Origin of the sequence: Hyella patelloides LEGE 07179, from assembly GCF_900659865.1 — a bacterium.
GTDB classification, from domain to species: Bacteria; Cyanobacteriota; Cyanobacteriia; order Cyanobacteriales; family Xenococcaceae; genus Hyella; species Hyella patelloides.
In genome coordinates, this window is sequence record NZ_LR213893.1 from 1 (window position 1) to 19,569 (window position 19,569).

Genomic DNA, 19,569 nt, shown 5'->3' on the forward strand with positions numbered 1-19,569 from the left:
GCAAAGCAGCCACTTCGTGACCACGAGGAACGAGTGAACCTCTCTCGCTGAGATATAGCGATCGCTATAATACTTGTAATTTTGTGTATTACATTTAGACGTGCGTAATGAGAATCGGATCGTCGATCGCTCCACTAGAAATTAAATCATCAATCAAGGTTTGGTATTCTTGATAATCTGTAAAAATTTGCGGTTGTCCCGCTAGAGGTAGCCTCGTCCACATCTCCGTGCGATAGCTGGCATAACCCGTTTCTTGACCCAACCAGAAAGGAGAATTAGCTGATAATGCCAACAGTACTGGTAGCCAAATACGTGCGCGATTAATAACCTGTAGTGCTAAAGGGCGATCGCTAAAACCAATATGAACGTGATTTCCAAAAATAACCAATTCGCTGATTAGCTGTTTAAATTCGGATTCTAGGTTTCGATAGCGGGTTTTTGGTGTTATCTCTTGTTCTCGCCAATCAGAAAAAGGATGAGTTCCTGCTGCTGCGATCGCTTTTCCTGATTTTTCAGCAGCATCAATTACCGCTTGTCGACAGCGAGACAATTCCTGACGTACTTCCGCTAAAGATTGGCAAACAACAGTGGCAATTTCTACCTGAGAACGATACATTTCTGGTTGGATGAGGTCTTGCTCTGAATTTTCTTCTAAATTCTCTTTAGCATAGTTAATTATCTGTTCTGCTTTGCCACATAGTTCTCTAGTCTGTGGATCGATAATTTGATACTCTTCTTCAACACCAATGGTAAATTCTTCTGATTCGTTCATTATCAAGGTTTTTTCTTTTATCTAAAAATAAAAGTTTCTCAGTAATGAAATGTATATCTTGAGAGGTAAATTATTAGGCGTTGGCGATTTTGACGGAAGGAAATGCTCTTCTTTAAGACAAAGCATCGGTATATTGAAGAATATTTTTGTGACCAAAATGGGTGTCAGAAGCAAACCAAATCAGAGGACAGTCAAGAATTTTTGGGCAAAGGTGGTAATGGTTCGGGTTCTAAAGAAACTTCGTAACCACTTTTAACCATACCAGTATCAGTCCAGGGGGGATGCCAGTAAGTCTCTTGAATTACAGTTTTGGTTGTTGACCAGCGAAATTTTACTAAACTAAAATTGTTTCTGCCGATAACTTCTGTACCTTCTTGTAACCAACGATTGCGCCACAGCAAAGAAAAGAAACCGTTAATCAATTTTTGCCAAAAATTATTTCGGCGATCGCTTTTGCTCGGAGATTGTTGCCAGGATAATGATTTAGCTGGTTGTCTGGGACACCATTCAATACGATATTGCCAATCGGGAACGCGATCTTTTGGCTCTAAATTGTTTTGATTGCGCCACCACCAAGGCTGCTTGATTCGTTTTAATTTTAAAGGTTGTTCCCAGCCTAGCCAACGTTCGGTTTTTTCTGGAAGCAACGATTTGATTTTAGTATGCACCAAGCGAGTGCTTAATTCTGAGTTTTTAATCGCGCTGGAAGTTAACTGAGCTAAAACGGTGGTTTCTAAAGACTCGTGAAACCAATGAGTAAGACGTACTGCACAGCTATAGTGAATATCACCTGAAAGAATAACGACACGCTTGCGTTGCTGACAAAAACTGAGTAACAATTGCACAAAAGCAGAGGTGTGGAAATTCCATGCATCCCCCACATCAGAACTAAAAACGCGGTTGCGATTTAATTCAAACTGCTGAATGCGATCAATAATTCCTAAAGCAACTAAATTGGTGGGCAAAACTACTAAGGTAACTTCCGTTTCTGGGTTACTTTTTTGCAGAGGAATTTCTAATTGCTGTTGAAAAGCCTTGGGACAAAGCAGCATTGGTGGTTCTAGTTTGTTTCCTGCTCCTTGGGTATAACCGCGCCAGGTACGGGTATCGAACACAATAACTTCATGCTTGCTGTTGCTAAGATGATAATGCCAGGGAATAGCTTGACTATCTCGCGCTAAAATCAGCACATCTTCATCGAGTTCTAATTGGGGTAATCCTGTAGTCAAATTAGTAACAGGTATTCCTAAATAGCGATCGCATTTTTCTTTGGCGGACAGATTTTTACCCCCAGATACTAACCACTCAGAGGCTAATTGTAGTAATTTTGCGCCTGTTGTTTCTGCTTCAAAGTATTGTGGTGTGTTTCCCCAAGCCTGGAACAAAGCATAAGCTAATAAGCCATTCTGAACAACTCTTTTGCCCAAAGGTTTGCCCAAAACGCGATCGCACCATTCGCGATTGAGATACCAGTCATCACTAACATCATGGTCATCACAAATTGTATAAACGGGAATATTAGCGAAAGCCCTTCTTACTTTGCTTAAATCGCTAATAAAACTGTGAATATCGTCAAGTTCTTGTTCCCATTGTTTTCTCTGTTGACGATTATCAAATAAAGTTTTGCTGTCGGGAAACCGATCTGGCATCAATATCGGCGACCACGCGAATAGATAGGCTGCTGCATATTCACCAAAGCTAAATAGGTGACTTTTTGCCTTTTCTGACTTTCCTTGTAGCATTGCGGTCAAACCACCCTCAATACGAGCAATTTCACTGCGTTTACCTGGTGGCAATTCATCAGCTAAGATAGTTCCTTCCTGCAATGGTAACTCTTCTGACCAACCAAATAGCAGATTGTTTACTCCTTGTGTGAGCCACAAAATAGGATCCGCAACATCATCGCCGTAAATTTGATCCCCTGTTAAAAATAATTGATGGGGTCTGTTATTGGCTGAATGTACTGTATCTTTGAGTAGATGATCCAAACTAGATAAAGTATCTTTACCACCACCGTGGGGCTTACGACAAGAACCGTGAATGATGTTTAGGTCATTAATATCTTCAGGTGGTAGAGCAAAGGTTGGTAATTGGTGAGAGAAGTAGCTCAGGCTGTAATTATTATCTGAAGTGTCATCAATCAAACTGTAGCGATCGCTACTACAATAGACATTGTAGGCATAGATATTTTCTGGTTGAAGTAAGATACCGTCACTAGCTTTAGCTGTTATTGCAACTATGTGTAGATGTTTACCCAATTGAATAGTGTCGCGTTGACCTTTGAGCAACAGTTTGCCAATTATTGCACCTTTATTTTTAGTTTCGTAGATTTCCAGGCACAGCGATTCTGATTCCTTTAATGCCAACCAAACTGTCACACTATTTGGTTCTGTATGGCGCAAAATAGGTCCAGCTAAAATTAAAGGTAAGTTTTCTACTTTTGGTAAATATTCAGTAATAGATTGTAATAAATGCACACGAAAAATCTTTGATTAAATTCAAGAATTTTGCCTATTTTACTATTAGTTGCGATCTTATCAAATAATCTCAGTGTTTTGAATAAAAAAAGGCTTGGCGACACCAAACCTTTGCAAAAATGTAAATAACTTTTATAGATTAATCAATCGCTTTTTTGATTTCGTCTTTTACGTTTTCTACACTATGTTGCACTTGTGCTTCTGCTTGCTTTTCTTTACCTTCTGCTTTATCTTGAGGGTTACCAGTAACTTCTCCTACTGCTTCTTGAATTTTACCTTCAATATTTTTTGCAGTAGCTTCGACTCTATTTTCAGTACTCATTATTATTTACCTTTTACTCGTTTGAATATTAAACTTTCTACTATATTATTTGTTATAGCTCTTGAATTCATCTATCTCAAGATTTATATCCAACGTATTAGAAGGAGTTTAAATACTTATTAATCGGCGTTTTTTTGCTATTTACTTGAAATAGAAAAACTTAAAATCAAGACTTAAATATAATGATTTTAAAATTAGATTTACGTGCAATAGTATAGACTTAAGTAGATTAACCTAAATCATTCTCTCTTCTTTCTTTAGTTTACTCTTCTTCTTGATAGATGATTTTTAATTTAAAAACCAAATAAACTGGCAAACATAATTTAGATATATTCTTGTAATCTAAAATAATATTATGACAAATTTAATCGAGTTCAAATTATTTATTCCTTATAACTTTCAACTCTCTTCTGTCACTCTGGGTAAGATATAATAGTCAAAAAACTCTGAAACTCATAGATAGTATCTGGTTGAACAATATGCAAGTATATATAGATCGCTTGGATGATAAATCATCAGAAACAAAAGATCGAGCTATTGCAACTGTCTGAACGAGTATTTCTCATTACAGACATCTCATTTTCTCTATCTTGAGATAGATGTCAGGAAATTTATCATCTTAGTCTATTATTACTTTAGAAAGATTTTTCAGAAATTGATTTCTGATAATTTTGTGTTTTCAAGGTATTTCAATTGTAAAATCTTATTTAAGGTACACTTATTATGTCAACTGATAGTAATACCAAACAAGCATACCAAGAAAAAGTTAAAGCGCAGCTTGATAAACTCAATACTCAAATCGATGAGTTTAAGGTTAAAAGCGAACAGGCTAAAGCCAATGCCAAAATAGAATACCAAGATAAAATGGCAGAACTTTATACTAAGCGCGATGCTGCTCAAGTAAAATTGCAAGAGTTACAGCAATCTAGTGGTGAAGCTTGGACAGAAATACAAAAAGGTTTTGAAAAAGCCTGGACAGAATTAAGTAGTGCTTGGGACATTGCCGTAGATAAATTTAAGTAGCAAAATCAAATAATCAATAGCAAAAAAACCGAAAAAAATGGATATTATCAGATTAATTTGTGCCATATTTTTCCCACCATTAGGCGTATTCTTACAAACAGGATTGAGTACTCAACTAGCCCTTAATATTCTACTGACCTTGTTAGGCTATATTCCTGGTATTGTTCATGCAGTATGGATAATTGCTAGGGAGTAAATTTTTTGTGTCAAACCTCACTTTAGTCAAAGGTTATAAGCAAAGAAAATTTTACATTTAATATTGACAATAAGCTCAATGCAAACTATCACTATATAAATTTTTATAGTGTTTTTTTTAGCAGCAACTATTGATAAAAATAAATATCAAATTGCAATTGAATAAATAGTAAAAATAATTTCTGAATATATGAATCAAGTAATAGAAACAGTTGTTAGCAGCTTAAAAAATTTACTCGGTAGCACAGTCAAAATATTACCAGGAGTTATTACAGCTTTAGTTATTGTAATGTTGACTAGCTCTGTATTTTTACAATCAAGATAAGTATAATGATTTTATGCCTTCTAACAAATAATAACGAAAATAGTAGAGATGGTAGGCGTAATTATACAGGCACGGCAAGCTAGTTAATCACAAATATTAAATTAAAAAGTAGGGTGGACAATGCGCACCCTATAACTTACGTAAAAATAATTTTAAAGTTGTGTATTGGTATCAGGGGCTACTTCTACTACCTTGATATTTTCTTTTGCTATTTGCTGATCGGTAATTAAGTCTTCTATTTCACTAAAATTAACTCCTATTTGTTGACAAGCTTTAGTCAAATTTTCCATAAATAAACCGATATTATTATCATAACCACATCTTTCGGCAGCAACAGCAGTGCCTTGTTTAGCATTTGCTTTTGCACAATCTATTAATTCTATTCCCTGAAGCATTTATTATCACCATTTTGATTATGTTGCTATAGATATTTAACTTCCGTAGTTTGAAAGTTCGATCTAACCTATATTACCTCTTAAAGTAATTATGATGGATATTGTAAAACATCCATCTAATGACTGATATACAATGATATTCGCCGAAAAAAAAATTATAGGTTATTAACTATTAATCACTATTTTTTCATCCACAATAGCTTTTAGTTTTGGATTCTGAGCTTCTGCTTTAGCAATGTGATTTTCTAAAATTTCTAAATTACGAAGATTCGCCTTAAAATAGGCATCAAAAATATCCCCAGCTAAAGGAACAGTACCCAAAGCAGTTTCTAGAATTACATTGCCGATCATTTTACTAATTTCTTTTCTTTCCAGACCAAAACGAGTTGCTAAATAAATCATATATGCAGAAATACCAGCCGTAATTAAATCTCCACCCCCTGGAATAAGACCTAAAATAGGATCTAAACCTATTCTAAACTTAGTACCAGGAATACCGATCGCCGAATCTAAAAGACTAGCAATTTTACGAATTTTTTGCAGACTCTTTAGCTGTTGTATTCTATCCATTGGTTAAAAATTACTTATAAGTAGTCAAACAAAAATTTAGTCGTTTATTTATAGCCATTACGTAAATGACCATAGTACATTATTAATCTTTAATTCAGGATTTGACATCAATCTTAGGATAGAAGCGATCGCAGATTATTAATAAACAATCACCAATTTCAGGTTCAACAGCAAGTAGTAATTATCTTTATGTAGCCATTTGTTAATTCACATTTACTTTTACAAGGAAATCTCTATCTGTCTTCAGTCGGACGCTTTTGGTTCAGACATCCTATTAGCATCTAAAGAGATCGGTAAACAGAGCGGTTGTACCTTAAGGAGAATTTTGTGGCAGATAATAATAAAGAGATTTTAACCAATGCTGCGGGCATTCCCGTACCCAGTAATACAGTATCAAAATCAGTTGGGAAACAAGGACCTTTACTACTAGAAGACTATACTCTTTTGGAGAAAATGGCGCACTTCAATCGCGAACGCATCCCCGAAAGAGTAGTTCACGCTATAGGTTCTGGTGCTTATGGTACTTTTACAGTTACCGATGATATTACCCAATACACCAAAGCTAAATTATTTTCAGAAGTAGGTAAAGAAACTGAAATATTTGCCCGTTTTTCTACTGTAGCGAAATCCAAAGGTGGTTCTGATATATATCGCGACTTAAGAGGCTTTGCAGTTAAGTTTTACACCGAAGATGGTAACTGGGACATGGTGGGTAATAATACACCCATCTTTTTTATGCGCGATCCCATGAAGTTTATGGACTTTATTCGCTCGCAGAAAGAACACCCCAAAGAACACTGGCGACACGATCAGATGTGGTGGGATTTTTGGTCTTTGACTCCTGAAAGTATTCACCAGGTATTATGGTTAATGGGCGATCGCGGTGCGCCTATGGGATGGCGACACATGAACGGCTATGGCAGCCACACTTTTAGTCTAATTAACGACGAAAACGAGCGTATTTGGGTTAAATTCCACTTTATTACCGACCAGGGTAACAAGTTCTTTACTGATGAACAATGGCGCAAAATGCAGGGTATTGAACCCCGTTGGGCAGCCAAGGACTTATATAATGCCATTGAAGAAGGTAATTATCCTTCTTGGACAATGAAGATTCAAACCATGAGCGACGAACAGGCGCAAAACTTCCAGTGGAATCCTTTCGATCTTACTAAGGTATGGCCCCACGCTGATTTTCCTTTACAGAAAGTTGGTAAGTTTGAATTGAATCGTAACCCTGAAAACTATTTTGCAGAAGTAGAACAGGCTGCATTCTCCCCTGGTAATGTCGTTCCTGGTATCTCTTGGTCACCAGATCGGATGTTACAAGCGCGAATTATGTCCTATGCGGATGCTCATCGTCATCGTCTCAGCGTTAATTACGATACTATCCCCGTTAACAAACCCCACGCTACTAAAGCGAACGATCCTTATCGCGATGGTTTAATGCGCACTGACGACAATAAAGGCGGGCGTATCAATTATAATCCCTCTCATGAAGGTTATCCCCAACCAGATAAAAGAGCCGAAGAGCCACCCTATCACGCCTCTGGAATGGCTGCACGAATTGAACTAGATACCGAAGATCATTACGCTCAGGCGCGGATGTACTACGATATGCTCAATAATGATGAAAAAGAGCGTTTGTATAACAATATCGCTGGTAGCCTAGGTAAATGTAGCGAACAGGTGATTAAAGATCAGATGCAGCTATTTCGTAATGTTTACCCTGAATTAGCCGACAAAGTAGAAAAAGCAATTTCTAATACCGAACCACCCAAGCCAGAACCCAAACCAGCAACAGTGTAAAAAAGGATGAGGAATGAAGGATGCCTATCACGGATACCGCTTCCCTAAAGGACTTCCTTCGGGCGCGCATAAAGGATGAGGAAAAACTTAATTTCTCTTACTTTGTCCTAATAAGTTTGTCTAGTAACTACTAACAAATTAAATATTTAAGGAATGACAAACAGTGAACGCACCTGATATTAGCGAACAAGCAATTAGTAAAGCAGCAGAAGGTGAAATAGATAGTTAATTAAACGAAGTAGAAAATCTTGATATGGATATTAACCTATGGGTTATATGTAAGACTTTTGCTTGTTATTAATTATTGTTTGAGAAGTATCATGTCAGTTTTGTTACTAATTTTGGGTCTAATTTTGTTAGCCGTTGTTTTTTACGATGTTTTGATCACCACCCTTACCGTGCAAGGTGGGGGTTTTTTAACAAACCGTTTTTCTTCCTGGTTGTGGCGTATTGTCATAAAAAGGCATGAGCATCATAGCAGTCATCAGTTGTTGGTCAGAACGGGATTGTTTTTAATCTCAGGGATGGTTATTTTGTGGTGTCTATTTACCTGGGGAGCTTGGTCTTTAATTTTTTGTTCTTTCCAAGAAGCAATAATCAATGCTTCTAACAAAGAACCTGCAAGTATCTGGGGTAGAATTTATTTTACAGCATATACCTTGACTACTTTAGGAAGAGGAGACTATCAACCTCAGTCTACAGTCTGGCATTTATTAACGGGATTAGCTGCTGCTAATGGCTTTTTTCTAGTTACTCTTTCTATTGCTTATTTATTTCCTGTCATATCTGCACTGACCCAAAAGCGAATTTTAGCAATTTATTTGACTTCTTTAGGGGGAACAGCAGATGAGATTTTAACTAATGCTTGGAACGGTAAAGATTTTGGTAATTTAGATCAACATCTGATTACTCTTACGCCTTTAATTGTTGACTTGGGCGAAAAGCATTTAGCTTACCCAGTATTGCACTATTTCCACACCAGAGAACGATCGCGTTGTCTTTCTTTAAGTATTGCTGCTTTTGATGAGGCGATGACTTTATTACAGTATGCCGTACCTGCTGATATTAGACCCGATCCTGCATCTTTAAATACCGTTCGTCGTGCTTGTGCTGCTTTCTTAAAAACTCTCAAGTCAGCATATCTCGAACCTAGCGATCGCGAACCAGTTTTAACTCCCTTGGAATTACTCAGAAAACAAGGTATTACCACAGTTAGCGATCGCGATTTTGGGAAACAGACAAGCCATATTAACAAAAGGCGCAGGTTACTTTTAGCATTCGTTAGAAATGATGGTTGGTCTTGGAGTGCGATAGCTTCTAGCCGAACAACCAATAGAAATGAAAGTTTAAACGATCGAAGCGAGATCGAAGAAATAATATTACGCTAAAAACTAATTATGAATAAATCAAACAATTGGATTGATATCTCTCTCACCATACATCCAGGGATGCCTTATTGGCCCGATAATCCTGCTGTTAGTATTGAACCTAGTCAATGTCTGGCTCATGGAGATGTGTGCAATGTTTCTAAGTTGACTATTGGAACACATACGGGTACGCACGTCGATGGTATCAATCACTTTATCAAAGGCGGTATGGGCATAGATAAAATGCCCCTAGATGCAACTATTGGTAAAGCAAGAGTAATTGAGATTAAAGACTCTGAATCAATTAAAGTCGCCGAAATTGAACCGCACAACATTCAAGCTGGAGAAAGAATCTTATTTAAGACCCAAAATAGCGTTCGCGCTCTGAAATCAGAACAATTTGTTGAAAATTTTGTCCATATTTCTACGGGCGCAGCTAATTACTTGGCACAAAAGCAAGTTCGTACTGTGGGAGTAGATTATCTTTCTGTGGGTGGCTACCAGGGTAATGTAGTAGAGGTGCATCATGCTATACTTGGTTCTGGCATTTGGGCGATTGAAGGCTTGAATTTATCCCAAGTTGAACCAGGAGAATACGAGTTAATTTGTCTGCCAATCAAGCTCAAAGATGGTGATGGTGGTCTAGCTAGAGCAATTTTACGTCCTTTATAAGTAATTTATCCTCTCTTGAAATGATTCTTGTATAAGTTCTAACAAAATTAAGTGACAGCGATCGCTTTTATTCTAATAATAAAGCCAATCCTCTTCACAAGTTTCTCAAACTCTTTATTTATAAATAAACAGGGTTAGAAGCCGTTGGTTGTTAGCTGCTTACTTTGAATCCTCAACTACCTACAAAACTTGGCTTCTCAAGCTGTATCAATTTTAGTTATTAATTCTTAAAGGCAAAATTAAGAAGGTGAATTAGATGTTACGTCATGTATTGCACAATCTAGAATTAGCGATCGCTTGTATGCTCGCAACCCTAATTTTATTTATGATTATTTCTCTTCTGACTATTCAACCTGCCATTGGCACTATTACGGAAACAGATATCGCACCAGGACAAATACACTGTCGCTCAGAACAAGTATTAACTGATGAAGCAGGACATAAATGGGAGATAATGTTATTCACCAATCAGGTTGATTTTCCTCAAGTGGCATCTTTAAATCTTCGATTATCTGGGTTATCTAGTTCTCTTCGTATTCAGTCCCAAAAACCTTTAGTAGTTAATGATTCAAGCGATCTTTATGAAGTTTCCAATATATTTCTGGAAAAGTCACCTCTACCCAGTATCGGACAATATGACCTCAAAAAAATTATTCCCCAACTATCGACAGAAAAATTATTACTGGAAATCCCTCTAGAAAATGGCAAATCTAGCCGTCTACACATACCCCAAACCATGGTCCAAGAATGGCAAGAAGTGGCTGCTAAAACTGCCAATCCATCCCAAAAATTCCCCTCCAATTTCCAATTAGTTTGCTAAGAAAACATCAGAAGGCAAAAATCCGAAGTCAGAGAAGTACAAGGAATAAAAATCGACCATCAACAATTAACCACTGTAGGGACGTATCTTGCATACCATAGTGAATAGTTTTATCAGTAATTTAAAAATGAGGTGCTTTCTGGCTTGAATTACACCCCATTCCCCTGACTACTGCCAATTTCTTAGAATCAATTTGCATTTACTTTCAAGTTATTTGATTATCTTTCAGGTTTAGATTAACTGCTTACTTAGCTCATAGCTACATCAGAGCGATCATAGATACTAGCAAAATCATTGATAGTTTTGCCTTGAATATGACTGTGAAACTTAGGATCGACATCTAAGCCAATTTCCGCAGCAGTACGAGCTAACATCGACCTTTCGCGGTTCATTACCATTTTGTGATGGCGCATTAACAAAGAACGAGCTTGAGTTTGAACAGACATTTTTTCTTTCTCCTTCCTATTCCTTACAACATTAATATACCATATTTTCTGTATCAAATAATACTTTTTAAGATATTTTCCCCTCACAAGTTCTTCAAGTTATTTTTCTAGCCTGACAATATAAGAGCTTCCCTTGCCATTTTAGGAATTTGTGAAACGCACATTAGGACAAAAGATGGAGGAATTAACCAAATGAATACTAAACTAACGAGGAAAATTTTAGCTGCAACTATCACCAGTTTGATCTTAGTAGTAGTCACTGCTAGTCCTGTTATTGCGGAAGAACCCATCGACAGTACAGAATATTCCTATCCCTATTGTTGTGACTCTACCCATGGCAGGCATAGAGGAAGTTATAGCAGAAGATACAATACTGACAAAATAGAAACCCTTAACGGAGAAGTAGTTAGTGTAGATACCTATAAATCTCCCAGGGGGATTGCTCAGGGAATACATCTGCTAGTCAACACAGGGGAAGAAACAATAGAAGTACACTTAGGCCCATCTTGGTACTTAGAAGAGCGCGATTTTGAGATCGCTCCAGAAGATAAAATTGCCATCACAGGTTCGAGAATCGATTTCAACGGAGAACAAGGAATCATCGCTCGTCAACTTAAAAAAGGAAATGAAACTCTCGTACTCAGAGATGAATATGGTTATCCTTTGTGGCGTGGACAGGGACGTGGCTGGAGACAATAAAGGATGGAGAATGAAGGATGAAGTTACAATAGCAGTGCCACCCCGCATAGCATAACAGAGCCAAGGGAAAGTGCGATTCGTGTCGGTATTGAACCAGATCGGAAGAACAATTAGACAGTTATTCCACAGCGTTTATTCTTTATCCTTCAGCTTCACTTTCATTGTGACTACTCATTACTTTAAGTCTTACTAAAGTTTCGCCACCGTCATCTAGTTTCACTTCGATAATATCTTGGGAGAGAGTTTCTAAGCAGTTTAACAGCGATCGCAGATGGGGATTAGATGCACCAGTTTCTACATATAAGCGATCAGCTACCTTACCCATGCGTTTCCAGGTAGTAAACAGTTTACCTACCAATTGCTCGATGTTCGTAGCTTGTTTGACTAAATCGGCTGCAACGTTAATGCAGTCTAAGCGTAAGGCTTCTTCTAGAGCTAATTCCACCTCGACATTACTATCTCTAATAGTTTGTACTTGAGCAGCAGAATCCAGATATTTGGCCAAGTTTCGCGCTTCTGTAGTCATTAATTTGACAGTATCGATATCGGGACTTTCAGCAACCTCTTTAGTAATTTCGGTTAAATGGAGATCGGGGAGTTTTTCCAATTCTTTGACTAAAGGTGCAAGATGACGGGGAGGTAAAGAGCCATCGGCTGCTTTTTCTTTGACTTCTTCGGGGAGTAATTCTGAGGTTAAAGCCGTCCACTCATCTGCTAATTGCTTGACTTCCCTACGGGTAATGCGATCGCCTTTTTGGGCTGCTTCACTGACTAATTTCTGTATTTCTGGCTCTGCTTTGGCGGTTTCAATAAATGCTCTTTTACTAAAATTATTAATACTATCGGGATCTAATTGTCCCTCTGCAAGGAGCGTATCTGCACTATTAGCTAACTGAATCAAAGCATAAGCTTGAGATTTGGTGATTTCGCGATTTTTAAGCCAGTTAAGAAAACCTGTGCCTCTACCTTCTCCACCCTTCTTTTCTCTATCTCTAACTGCTCTTAAGACACGCCCGCGCCAAATATCTGTCTGGAGGTCAAAGCGATCGCAGATTTTCCAGACCGTATCTAGCTGTTGCTGAAATTCTCCCTCTTCAATAGCTTCATCTTCAGGATCGGGAAGATCGAAGTTAAAATCAGCAGGAATCTCTAATGCAGCAACAATACGGGCATCTCGCGATTCTGAGGTTTCCTCAGAATACGTTCCCTTTTCTTCTTGAGATACGGTAACGTTATCCATCAACAACTTTTTATAGGGTTATAGTCGGACTATTATTGCATGATTTTTAGGTTTATATTTTTAAGATTTTCGATATTTGTTAGTAGTTGATAGGTGTCGATATCCAAACTCATTAACGTACTGCTATAGATTAAATTAAACATAAAAAAAGAGATAGACAATAAAGCCCATCTCCTGTTACGGAATAACTTGAAAAAACTTTGATTAGCCTCCAGCAACCGCAGGAACAATACTCACTTCATCACCATCGCTGAGAGCAGTATCAGTGTTGTCCAAAAAGCGAATATCTTCACTATTCACATATAGGTTTAAAAAACGACGGGGTTTACCAGTGTCATCGCAAATACGAGATTTAATACCAGGACAGTTAATTTCTAAAGAATCGATTAACTCGTCGATATTACCACCATTGCATTCAATAGTAGCTTGATTGTTAGTAAATTTTTGCAGGGGAGTGGGAATTAATACTTTTACAGCCATATTTTTAAGGGTGAGGAATGAGGAAGTAGGTGAAGCAGTCAGTAATTATGTATTAGTAGCCATTTATCAGTTGCTAATTCATCAAAGGTTATTTACAAAAACTCATAAGAATAAGAAACTAACCACTAACCACTAACCATCTCGATCCCGCTTGACGGGACTAATAAATAATAATTAAACAATAGTTTGTTGCCATTCAAGACGTTCTAGAGTGCGAGAACGCTCTAAAGCACGCTCGAAGCTATCCAGTTTCGGATCGATGAGGAGGGGTTCACCAACGTAACCTTGTACTGCTTCTTGGGTTTTTAAGCCATTACCAGTAATGTAAACTACAGTGGTTTCATCGGGGTTGATTTTGCCAGCTTCGACTAATTTTTTTAATACTGCAATAGTAGTACCGCCAGCAGTTTCAGTGAAGATACCCTCTGTTTCTGCGAGAAGTTTCATTCCTTCGATGATTTCTGCATCGGTGACATCTTCAATGTTACCTTGGGTTTTGCGAGCTACATCTAAAGCGTATACGCCATCAGCAGGGTTACCAATTGCAATGGATTTGGCAATGGTGTTAGGTTTAACTGGAGAGATAAAGTCTCTACCTTCTTTGAATGCTTGAGAAATAGGAGAACAGCCTTCTGCTTGCGCGCCACTAAAACGAACGTTTTTATCGTCTACTAAACCTACTTTGGCAAATTCACGGAAGCCTTTGTAAATTTTAGTGAATAGTGAACCAGATGCTAAGGGTGCTACTACATGATCGGGTAGTTTCCAACCTAGTTGTTCTGCTACTTCGTAACCTAAAGTTTTTGAACCTTCAGAGTAGTAAGCGCGGAGGTTGATATTCACAAATCCCCAACCGTAGGTATTAGCTACTTCAGAGCAAAGGCGGTTTACTTGATCGTAGTTGCCTTTTACTGCCATTAATGTGGGGTTGTAGATTAGAGTACCCAATACTTTACCTGCTTCCAAATCAGAAGGGATAAAGACGCAGCAGTCTAAACCAGCGCGAGCAGCGATCGCAGCAGTAGAATTGGCTAAGTTACCAGTACTAGCACAGGATACAGTAGAAAATCCTAATTCTTTAGCGCGAGTTAATGCCACAGATACCACTCGATCTTTAAAGCTGAGGGTAGGCATATTAACTGCATCATTTTTAATATAAAGGTTTTTTAGACCCAGGCGACGAGCTAAACGATTTGACTTAACCAAGGGAGTCATCCCTGTACCCACATCAATGGGGTTTTCACTTTCTACGGGTAAAAATGCTTTATAACGCCAAATGGAGTTAGGACCTGCTTCAATTGTTTCTCTGCTTACTTGAGCGCGAATTGCATCGTAGTCGTAAGCCACTTCTAAAGGGGAGAAAGTTTCTTCACAAACGTTAAGTGCTTCGAGAGGATATTTTACTCCACCTTCTTTGGAAACTAAGTGGGTGAAAGTGCGCGCTTTGGTAACAGTTGCCTGAGTCATGATGATTACTCGTTTTGAATCTATTCCGTATATTCAGTGAACTGATAATAGCACGCTCAAAAAAATTTCGTCAAACATACCCGACAAAATTAGTCTGGATTAAAATTATCAGTATAAATTCGGTAAAGATTGGCGAGCGAACACGGGAGTCGTGACAACGATTTATTCCATCTCTATCTGTGTCTTAATGGTGACAAAAAAAGCGATCGCTAAAAAAGCAATCGCTAGTTGGTCTAAAATTGAGGTGCCCTCAACTTAGTTTGATTGATACTTGTTAAAAATAAAAAGCTTTAATCGCTAACTACCAACTTGAGAAAGTGGCTTCTGAGACAATACATAAAGCATTTTCTTAAGTTGCTTAATAGCAGGAGTAACAATAGCCACAAAGTAAGCTTCTCTCAACTTTCTTTCTTGGGGGCTACCTTCTAAATAGGCTCTTGCTCCTGCGTGTAACATTGCTGCTTGAGAAGCTCTTAAAGATAATTCCGAAGCTGTGAGACGAGATTGAATAACTGCTGCTAGGTAGTCTGAATCTAACTGAGACTGTTGATTCACTATTTCATCAGCCAAATCGTAAGCTTTAAAACGAGCAATACTCAAATCTTGAGCAATATCTTCAACGCAATCATCAAGAAAACAGTTTACATGACCCAATTGTTTATTGGAGCGATTGATTAAATCGAGACAACTTTTAACCAAGCCTAAACCCATTCCTACTTGAGTTAAGATAAATCCTGGCTTGATTCGATTAACATAAGCCTCGCAGGGAGCAGCTAAAACCCACTCATCGGGAATAAAAGCATCGCGGAAAACACAGCTATAAGTACCAGTACCTTCCAAACCAATAAAGTGAGCATTACATTTAAAAGTTACCCCAGGAAAATCTTCTTTTACCACCGCCATTAGATAATCATCGGAGTCGGCAATTTCAGCAGCGATCGCCAAATAATGTCCTTTACCCAAGTTGGAAACCCAAGGTAACATTCCATTAACGACATATCCACCATTAGTTTTAGTCGCAGTTAGAGCAATCTTTTCAATTCCCGTAAAGTGTTTCATGGGGTTAGATAACCCTGTTCCCGCTAAAGCTTTTCCTGTAGCAATATCTGGTAATGCTTCGCGTTTTAAGTATTCGTTATCACCATTTTGAATGTACCAAGCTGTAGCAATCTGACACCAGCCAATAAACCCAGTGCTTAAGCAAGTTTCTGAAACAGTTTCAATTACCTGTAGAGCAGTTTTGACTTCTCCTGAAACACCGCCATATTCTTGAGGTACGGTTTGAGCAAATCCGCCCAAACTCCCGATTTGTGCCATAAAGCTGTAGGGATATTCACCTTTAAGATCGATATCTTTTACTTTTGGTGCTAAGTCCTTTTTAGTCGCAACTTGCAAATTAGCGATTGTTGTATTAGTTTTGGCTTTGGGTTTTTCCGTAGATAACATAAATAGCTTCTATTAAATGGTTGCTTGGGTTTTGACAAATTAGTATGACAATACTTTTAATATAAAAAAATATTTGAGATTAAGGGAGATAAGCGAACCTTGGGACTATAAAATCTCTACTTTTGCTTCCCCCATCCTTAAATTATTTATTACTTTCTTTTGGGTGTTGCGCTTTGCGTACTAAATAATTACATCAAAAGGAATTATTCTTTGCTTACTGTATTACTTCAAAAATAATACGCCTTACATTGAAAGCGCAACTGTAATTACTTGTAGTTAAATTAGTTACTTATGCTAGTTTAACTTCTAAATTGACTGGATTGCGAACAGTATTAGAAATGGGCGACCATTGATTAGCATGAGCTACTAACTCGGCTAATTCTTCTTGACTAGCATTTCCTTCTACATGGGCTTTGATACGTACATCAGTAATACCCAGAGGAGATTCTGAACCGCCATTAATTCCCCAGACGCTAGTAATATTAATATCGCCTTCTAGTTCCAATTCTAGTTTAGTTAGCTCAATGCCTTTAGCGCGAGCATTTGCATGAATACCGACAGAAAGACAAGAACCGAGAGCAGAAAGTAATATTTCTGAAGGATTTTGTGCTGTATTATCCCCTAAAAGTCCAGGGGGTTCATCTACAACCTGTACGGGAAGATCGCGAGCATAGTTAAGGTTACGAAATTTTCCTTCACAGACAGTTTTAATTTTTAAGGTTTTTACTTCTGTGGGATTTTCTTGGGCTTTAGCAACTAAATTTTTTAAGCCTTCCTTGTCTAAGGGACGAAGCGGAGTTTTTTCTTCTGTAGTAGTTTCAGAAATCATAATATGTGTATTTTTAAATAGAACGCTTTATCTAATTGAAACAAAAAATTGCAATTTTATAAAGTGTTCTTTGTTACAAAGATGAAAGCAGACAATGCCAAACCCTTATTGGATAATCTTTTGCCAATTAAATCAATAAATATGTTTTTTATAAATCATGGATAGCACTCTGGAAAAATTAGCCACCAACCTTAAAAAATCATTAGGCATCAATCAAAAACAAGATATCCAAATTGCTAGCCAGATTCTAGGTTTACAAAAAGATTGTCAAATACCAGTAGGAGATGATTGTGCTGCTATCCCCGATGGCGATGGCTATTTACTTCTTGCAGCAGAGGGAATGTGGCACGTATTATTAGAAACCGATCCTTGGTTTGCTGGTTGGTGTGCGGTGATGGTTAATGTGAGTGATATTGCAGCAATGGGAGGAAATGCGATCGCTGTTGTCGATACAATTTGGACAAAAAAGACGGCTCAAGCAACACCACTTTTAGAAGGGATGAAAGCAGCTTCTCAAGCTTACAATGTGCCAATTGTAGGAGGACATACTAATTTGAAAAGTGCTTATAATGCTCTATCTGTAGCTATTTTAGGTCGAGCCAAAAAATTAATTAGCAGTTTCCATGCACAACCAGGAGATTTATTAGTTACAGCAATTAATCTTCAGGGAAAGATGCACCCTCAATTTCCTTTTTGGAACGCTGCGACTCAAGCCAATCCTGTTAAGCTGCAACAGAATTTACAAATTTTGCCATATTTAGCAGAAAACAATCTTTGTCATGCAGGAAAAGATATCAGTATGGGAGGCATTATCGGTACTTTACTAATGCTAATCGAAGCCTCTAGTTGTGGTGCGATTTTAGAAATAGATAGTATTATTCATCCTTTAGATATATCTCTAGAAACTTGGTTACTGTGCTTTCCTAGTTATGGTTTTTTACTGAGTGTCCATCCAGACAAAATAGATGAAGTCAAAGAACAGTTTTATAGACAAAATATTACTTGTGCTGTGGTGGGAAAAATAGCCAAAAGTTCTCAATTAATCTTAAAGTTAAAAGATAAAACTCATTTATTTTGGGATTGGCAACAGGATAGATTGATAGGTTTAAGTAAGTAGGCATCAATAAATGTCCACCTGAAACAAAAGAGAATAAGCTCAGTTGATTGTAAACATATAGTTTGAGCAAATCTTCTATTTCTCGCACGATCAAAGCTGCTTTTTGGTGAATGTGCCATTTAATCAGAGGCGATCGCTTTACCCGATCTGTTTCCATCATTAGTTGAAAATGCTCTTAATTCCGTATTTTCATGGACTTAACTTCTTGTACATTTTCTTAACTTGTTACCAATGCCTATTACCCACCCCAATCATTTTTAAATTAACTAAACCTACCTACCGATCTCTGTAAATGTGTTTATCTGAATAGCTAATTTTAAACTAAGTTAAAGATTGAATGATGATTGTGTGTGCCAAACTCAGACAATAATTAGGTGTGATAAAATAAGAGTATACAGTCGATACATCGTTCATCTATCTAACTAAAATTTAGATAGACGGAAGTAGAGAAAATCTCTCGAAGGAACGCGCTTTATACAGTTCTACTTCAGAGGTAACTACCATGAATTTAGTTAATAACGATTTGCTTTGGATAATTGGCATTATTACTATTTTTACTGCGATTATGTCTCCTACTCTGTGTTGGATTCTTACCGCAAAATATCGCTAGTGCCAGAATACTAAATGGTTCATAAGTCATAGTTCATAAGTCAAGGAAGAGGTGTTTTAGCAAAATGTCAATAGTAAATATCTCTTCCTTTTATAATTTATATATAGCAGTTCTCACACTCGTGAGATGTCGCAGTATGTTAATTGTGCTTAAGATAAGAAAACTATAGTGGTGTGCAGATCGAACAAGTACAATCATTTATTACACTACTACTTTATGTTACTCAAAATCGATTCAAATGCTTAAGTATTCTGTTCGACTTTTAATACATTACTTAAGATTTAAAAGAGTGCCTATTCCTAGTTAATCCACTGTCTATTCAGCAACACCCCAAAAATGACCGCAAAAATCGTTTACTTTAGGGAGTAGCAAATAATTAAAGCTTCCAAATAAGAGAAGTAAAGGAGTAAAATCAAGTATTATCAAAAGACATAGAAACTGAAATGCTGGAACTAACGGACTCCCTAAAGTCTCTGTTGATTGAGACA

General features: G+C 37.4%; 20 protein-coding genes, 1 pseudogene and 1 riboswitch. Of the genes and pseudogenes, 10 read left to right on the plus strand and 11 right to left on the minus strand.

Going from position 1 to position 19,569, the window contains the following annotated elements; all coding sequences use genetic code 11:
- Positions 1-94 precede the first annotated feature (94 nt).
- From H1P_RS18825 to H1P_RS18835, 3 genes are all read right to left on the minus strand, one after another.
- A complete protein-coding gene (locus tag H1P_RS18825) occupies positions 95-772 on the minus strand; it encodes a carboxylate-amine ligase (RefSeq protein WP_144870190.1) in 678 nt (225 codons plus the stop codon).
- Between the two features lie 191 nt (positions 773-963).
- Positions 964-3,249: a metallophosphoesterase family protein gene (locus H1P_RS18830; protein ID WP_144870192.1), complete on the minus strand. Its 2,286-nt coding sequence runs from the start codon at positions 3,247-3,249 to the stop codon at positions 964-966.
- Positions 3,250-3,388: 139 nt separating this feature from the next.
- Complete coding sequence (locus H1P_RS18835) at positions 3,389-3,571, minus strand: CsbD family protein (RefSeq protein WP_144870194.1); 183 nt, start codon at positions 3,569-3,571, stop codon at positions 3,389-3,391.
- Between the two features lie 723 nt (positions 3,572-4,294).
- Between H1P_RS18835 and H1P_RS18840 the strand changes: the two genes are divergently transcribed.
- The 3 genes from H1P_RS18840 to H1P_RS38965 all read left to right on the plus strand — a co-directional run bounded on the left by H1P_RS18840 (position 4,295) and on the right by H1P_RS38965 (position 5,114).
- On the plus strand, positions 4,295-4,594 hold the full coding sequence (locus H1P_RS18840) for a sll1863 family stress response protein (protein WP_144870196.1): 300 nt from the start codon (positions 4,295-4,297) through the stop codon (positions 4,592-4,594).
- Positions 4,595-4,631: 37 nt separating this feature from the next.
- Positions 4,632-4,790: a YqaE/Pmp3 family membrane protein gene (locus H1P_RS18845; RefSeq protein WP_144870198.1), complete on the plus strand. Its 159-nt coding sequence runs from the start codon at positions 4,632-4,634 to the stop codon at positions 4,788-4,790.
- Between the two features lie 189 nt (positions 4,791-4,979).
- Positions 4,980-5,114, plus strand: coding sequence for a hypothetical protein (locus tag H1P_RS38965; protein WP_281291191.1), 135 nt, complete (start codon positions 4,980-4,982; stop codon positions 5,112-5,114).
- 152 nt (positions 5,115-5,266) lie between these two features.
- On the opposite strand, the gene H1P_RS18850 is transcribed toward H1P_RS38965, so the two are convergent.
- Both H1P_RS18850 and H1P_RS18855 read right to left on the minus strand, forming a co-directional pair.
- On the minus strand, positions 5,267-5,509 hold the full coding sequence (locus tag H1P_RS18850; RefSeq protein ID WP_144870200.1) for a hypothetical protein: 243 nt from the start codon (positions 5,507-5,509) through the stop codon (positions 5,267-5,269).
- A 165-nt stretch (positions 5,510-5,674) separates the two neighbouring features.
- Entirely contained in the window at positions 5,675-6,079 is a 405-nt protein-coding gene (locus tag H1P_RS18855; protein WP_144870202.1) for a DUF4112 domain-containing protein, read from the minus strand.
- Positions 6,080-6,406: 327 nt separating this feature from the next.
- On the opposite strand from H1P_RS18855, the gene H1P_RS18860 reads away from it, so the two are divergent.
- The 4 genes from H1P_RS18860 to H1P_RS18875 all read left to right on the plus strand — a co-directional run bounded on the left by H1P_RS18860 (position 6,407) and on the right by H1P_RS18875 (position 10,747).
- A complete protein-coding gene (locus H1P_RS18860) occupies positions 6,407-7,888 on the plus strand; it encodes a catalase (RefSeq protein WP_144870204.1) in 1,482 nt (493 codons plus the stop codon).
- 320 nt (positions 7,889-8,208) lie between these two features.
- Positions 8,209-9,276: a potassium channel family protein gene (locus H1P_RS18865; RefSeq protein ID WP_144870206.1), complete on the plus strand. Its 1,068-nt coding sequence runs from the start codon at positions 8,209-8,211 to the stop codon at positions 9,274-9,276.
- Between the two features lie 9 nt (positions 9,277-9,285).
- A complete protein-coding gene (locus H1P_RS18870) occupies positions 9,286-9,927 on the plus strand; it encodes a cyclase family protein (protein ID WP_144870208.1) in 642 nt (213 codons plus the stop codon).
- Between the two features lie 256 nt (positions 9,928-10,183).
- Positions 10,184-10,747, plus strand: coding sequence for a DUF3122 domain-containing protein (locus H1P_RS18875; protein WP_144870210.1), 564 nt, complete (start codon positions 10,184-10,186; stop codon positions 10,745-10,747).
- A 248-nt stretch (positions 10,748-10,995) separates the two neighbouring features.
- Here the strand turns inward: H1P_RS18875 and gifA are convergent, their stop codons facing one another.
- Complete coding sequence (gene gifA, locus H1P_RS18880) at positions 10,996-11,193, minus strand: glutamine synthetase inactivation factor IF7A (RefSeq protein WP_144870212.1); 198 nt, start codon at positions 11,191-11,193, stop codon at positions 10,996-10,998.
- A 192-nt stretch (positions 11,194-11,385) separates the two neighbouring features.
- Between gifA and H1P_RS18885 the strand changes: the two genes are divergently transcribed.
- On the plus strand, positions 11,386-11,892 hold the full coding sequence (locus H1P_RS18885; protein WP_144870214.1) for a MamS/MamX family magnetosome protein: 507 nt from the start codon (positions 11,386-11,388) through the stop codon (positions 11,890-11,892).
- 139 nt (positions 11,893-12,031) lie between these two features.
- On the opposite strand, the gene H1P_RS18890 is transcribed toward H1P_RS18885, so the two are convergent.
- From H1P_RS18890 to H1P_RS18910, 5 genes are all read right to left on the minus strand, one after another.
- A complete protein-coding gene (locus H1P_RS18890; RefSeq protein ID WP_246141800.1) occupies positions 12,032-13,132 on the minus strand; it encodes a hypothetical protein in 1,101 nt (366 codons plus the stop codon).
- A 204-nt stretch (positions 13,133-13,336) separates the two neighbouring features.
- Positions 13,337-13,612 (minus strand): MoaD/ThiS family protein, encoded by a 276-nt coding sequence (locus H1P_RS18895; RefSeq protein ID WP_144870216.1) that lies wholly within the window; start codon positions 13,610-13,612, stop codon positions 13,337-13,339.
- Between the two features lie 174 nt (positions 13,613-13,786).
- A complete protein-coding gene (gene thrC, locus H1P_RS18900) occupies positions 13,787-15,079 on the minus strand; it encodes a threonine synthase (RefSeq protein ID WP_144870218.1) in 1,293 nt (430 codons plus the stop codon).
- Between the two features lie 297 nt (positions 15,080-15,376).
- Positions 15,377-16,525, minus strand: a complete 1,149-nt coding sequence (locus tag H1P_RS18905) for an acyl-CoA dehydrogenase family protein (RefSeq protein ID WP_144870220.1) — start codon at positions 16,523-16,525, stop codon at positions 15,377-15,379.
- A 289-nt stretch (positions 16,526-16,814) separates the two neighbouring features.
- Complete coding sequence (locus tag H1P_RS18910) at positions 16,815-17,354, minus strand: OsmC family protein (RefSeq protein ID WP_144870222.1); 540 nt, start codon at positions 17,352-17,354, stop codon at positions 16,815-16,817.
- Positions 17,355-17,511: 157 nt separating this feature from the next.
- Here H1P_RS18910 and H1P_RS18915 point away from each other — a divergent pair, with 157 nt between their 5' ends.
- Both H1P_RS18915 and H1P_RS18920 read left to right on the plus strand, forming a co-directional pair.
- Positions 17,512-18,471, plus strand: coding sequence for a sll0787 family AIR synthase-like protein (locus H1P_RS18915; protein WP_144870224.1), 960 nt, complete (start codon positions 17,512-17,514; stop codon positions 18,469-18,471).
- A gap of 405 nt (positions 18,472-18,876) precedes the next feature.
- A riboswitch (Glutamine riboswitch) is annotated at positions 18,877-18,943 on the plus strand.
- Between the two features lie 349 nt (positions 18,944-19,292).
- Positions 19,293-19,388, plus strand: a pseudogene (locus H1P_RS18920) (IS1 family transposase); the annotation flags it as partial.
- Positions 19,389-19,569 lie beyond the last annotated feature (181 nt).

Bases quoted from the DNA above. Each gene is read 5' to 3' on its own strand.
- H1P_RS18825 (WP_144870190.1), bottom strand. From the start codon at position 772: ATGAACGAATCAGAAGAATTTACCATTGGTGTTGAAGAAGAGTATCAA.
- H1P_RS18835 (WP_144870194.1), bottom strand. From the start codon at position 3,571: ATGAGTACTGAAAATAGAGTCGAAGCTACTGCAAAAAATATTGAAGGT.
- H1P_RS18840 (WP_144870196.1), top strand. From the start codon at position 4,295: ATGTCAACTGATAGTAATACCAAACAAGCATACCAAGAAAAAGTTAAA.
- H1P_RS18845 (WP_144870198.1), top strand. From the start codon at position 4,632: ATGGATATTATCAGATTAATTTGTGCCATATTTTTCCCACCATTAGGC.
- H1P_RS38965 (WP_281291191.1), top strand. From the start codon at position 4,980: ATGAATCAAGTAATAGAAACAGTTGTTAGCAGCTTAAAAAATTTACTC.
- H1P_RS18850 (WP_144870200.1), bottom strand. From the start codon at position 5,509: ATGCTTCAGGGAATAGAATTAATAGATTGTGCAAAAGCAAATGCTAAA.
- H1P_RS18855 (WP_144870202.1), bottom strand. From the start codon at position 6,079: ATGGATAGAATACAACAGCTAAAGAGTCTGCAAAAAATTCGTAAAATT.
- H1P_RS18865 (WP_144870206.1), top strand. From the start codon at position 8,209: ATGTCAGTTTTGTTACTAATTTTGGGTCTAATTTTGTTAGCCGTTGTT.
- H1P_RS18870 (WP_144870208.1), top strand. From the start codon at position 9,286: ATGAATAAATCAAACAATTGGATTGATATCTCTCTCACCATACATCCA.
- H1P_RS18875 (WP_144870210.1), top strand. From the start codon at position 10,184: ATGTTACGTCATGTATTGCACAATCTAGAATTAGCGATCGCTTGTATG.
- gifA (WP_144870212.1), bottom strand. From the start codon at position 11,193: ATGTCTGTTCAAACTCAAGCTCGTTCTTTGTTAATGCGCCATCACAAA.
- H1P_RS18885 (WP_144870214.1), top strand. From the start codon at position 11,386: ATGAATACTAAACTAACGAGGAAAATTTTAGCTGCAACTATCACCAGT.
- H1P_RS18890 (WP_246141800.1), bottom strand. From the start codon at position 13,132: ATGGATAACGTTACCGTATCTCAAGAAGAAAAGGGAACGTATTCTGAG.
- H1P_RS18895 (WP_144870216.1), bottom strand. From the start codon at position 13,612: ATGGCTGTAAAAGTATTAATTCCCACTCCCCTGCAAAAATTTACTAAC.
- thrC (WP_144870218.1), bottom strand. From the start codon at position 15,079: ATGACTCAGGCAACTGTTACCAAAGCGCGCACTTTCACCCACTTAGTT.
- H1P_RS18905 (WP_144870220.1), bottom strand. From the start codon at position 16,525: ATGTTATCTACGGAAAAACCCAAAGCCAAAACTAATACAACAATCGCT.
- H1P_RS18910 (WP_144870222.1), bottom strand. From the start codon at position 17,354: ATGATTTCTGAAACTACTACAGAAGAAAAAACTCCGCTTCGTCCCTTA.
- H1P_RS18915 (WP_144870224.1), top strand. From the start codon at position 17,512: ATGGATAGCACTCTGGAAAAATTAGCCACCAACCTTAAAAAATCATTA.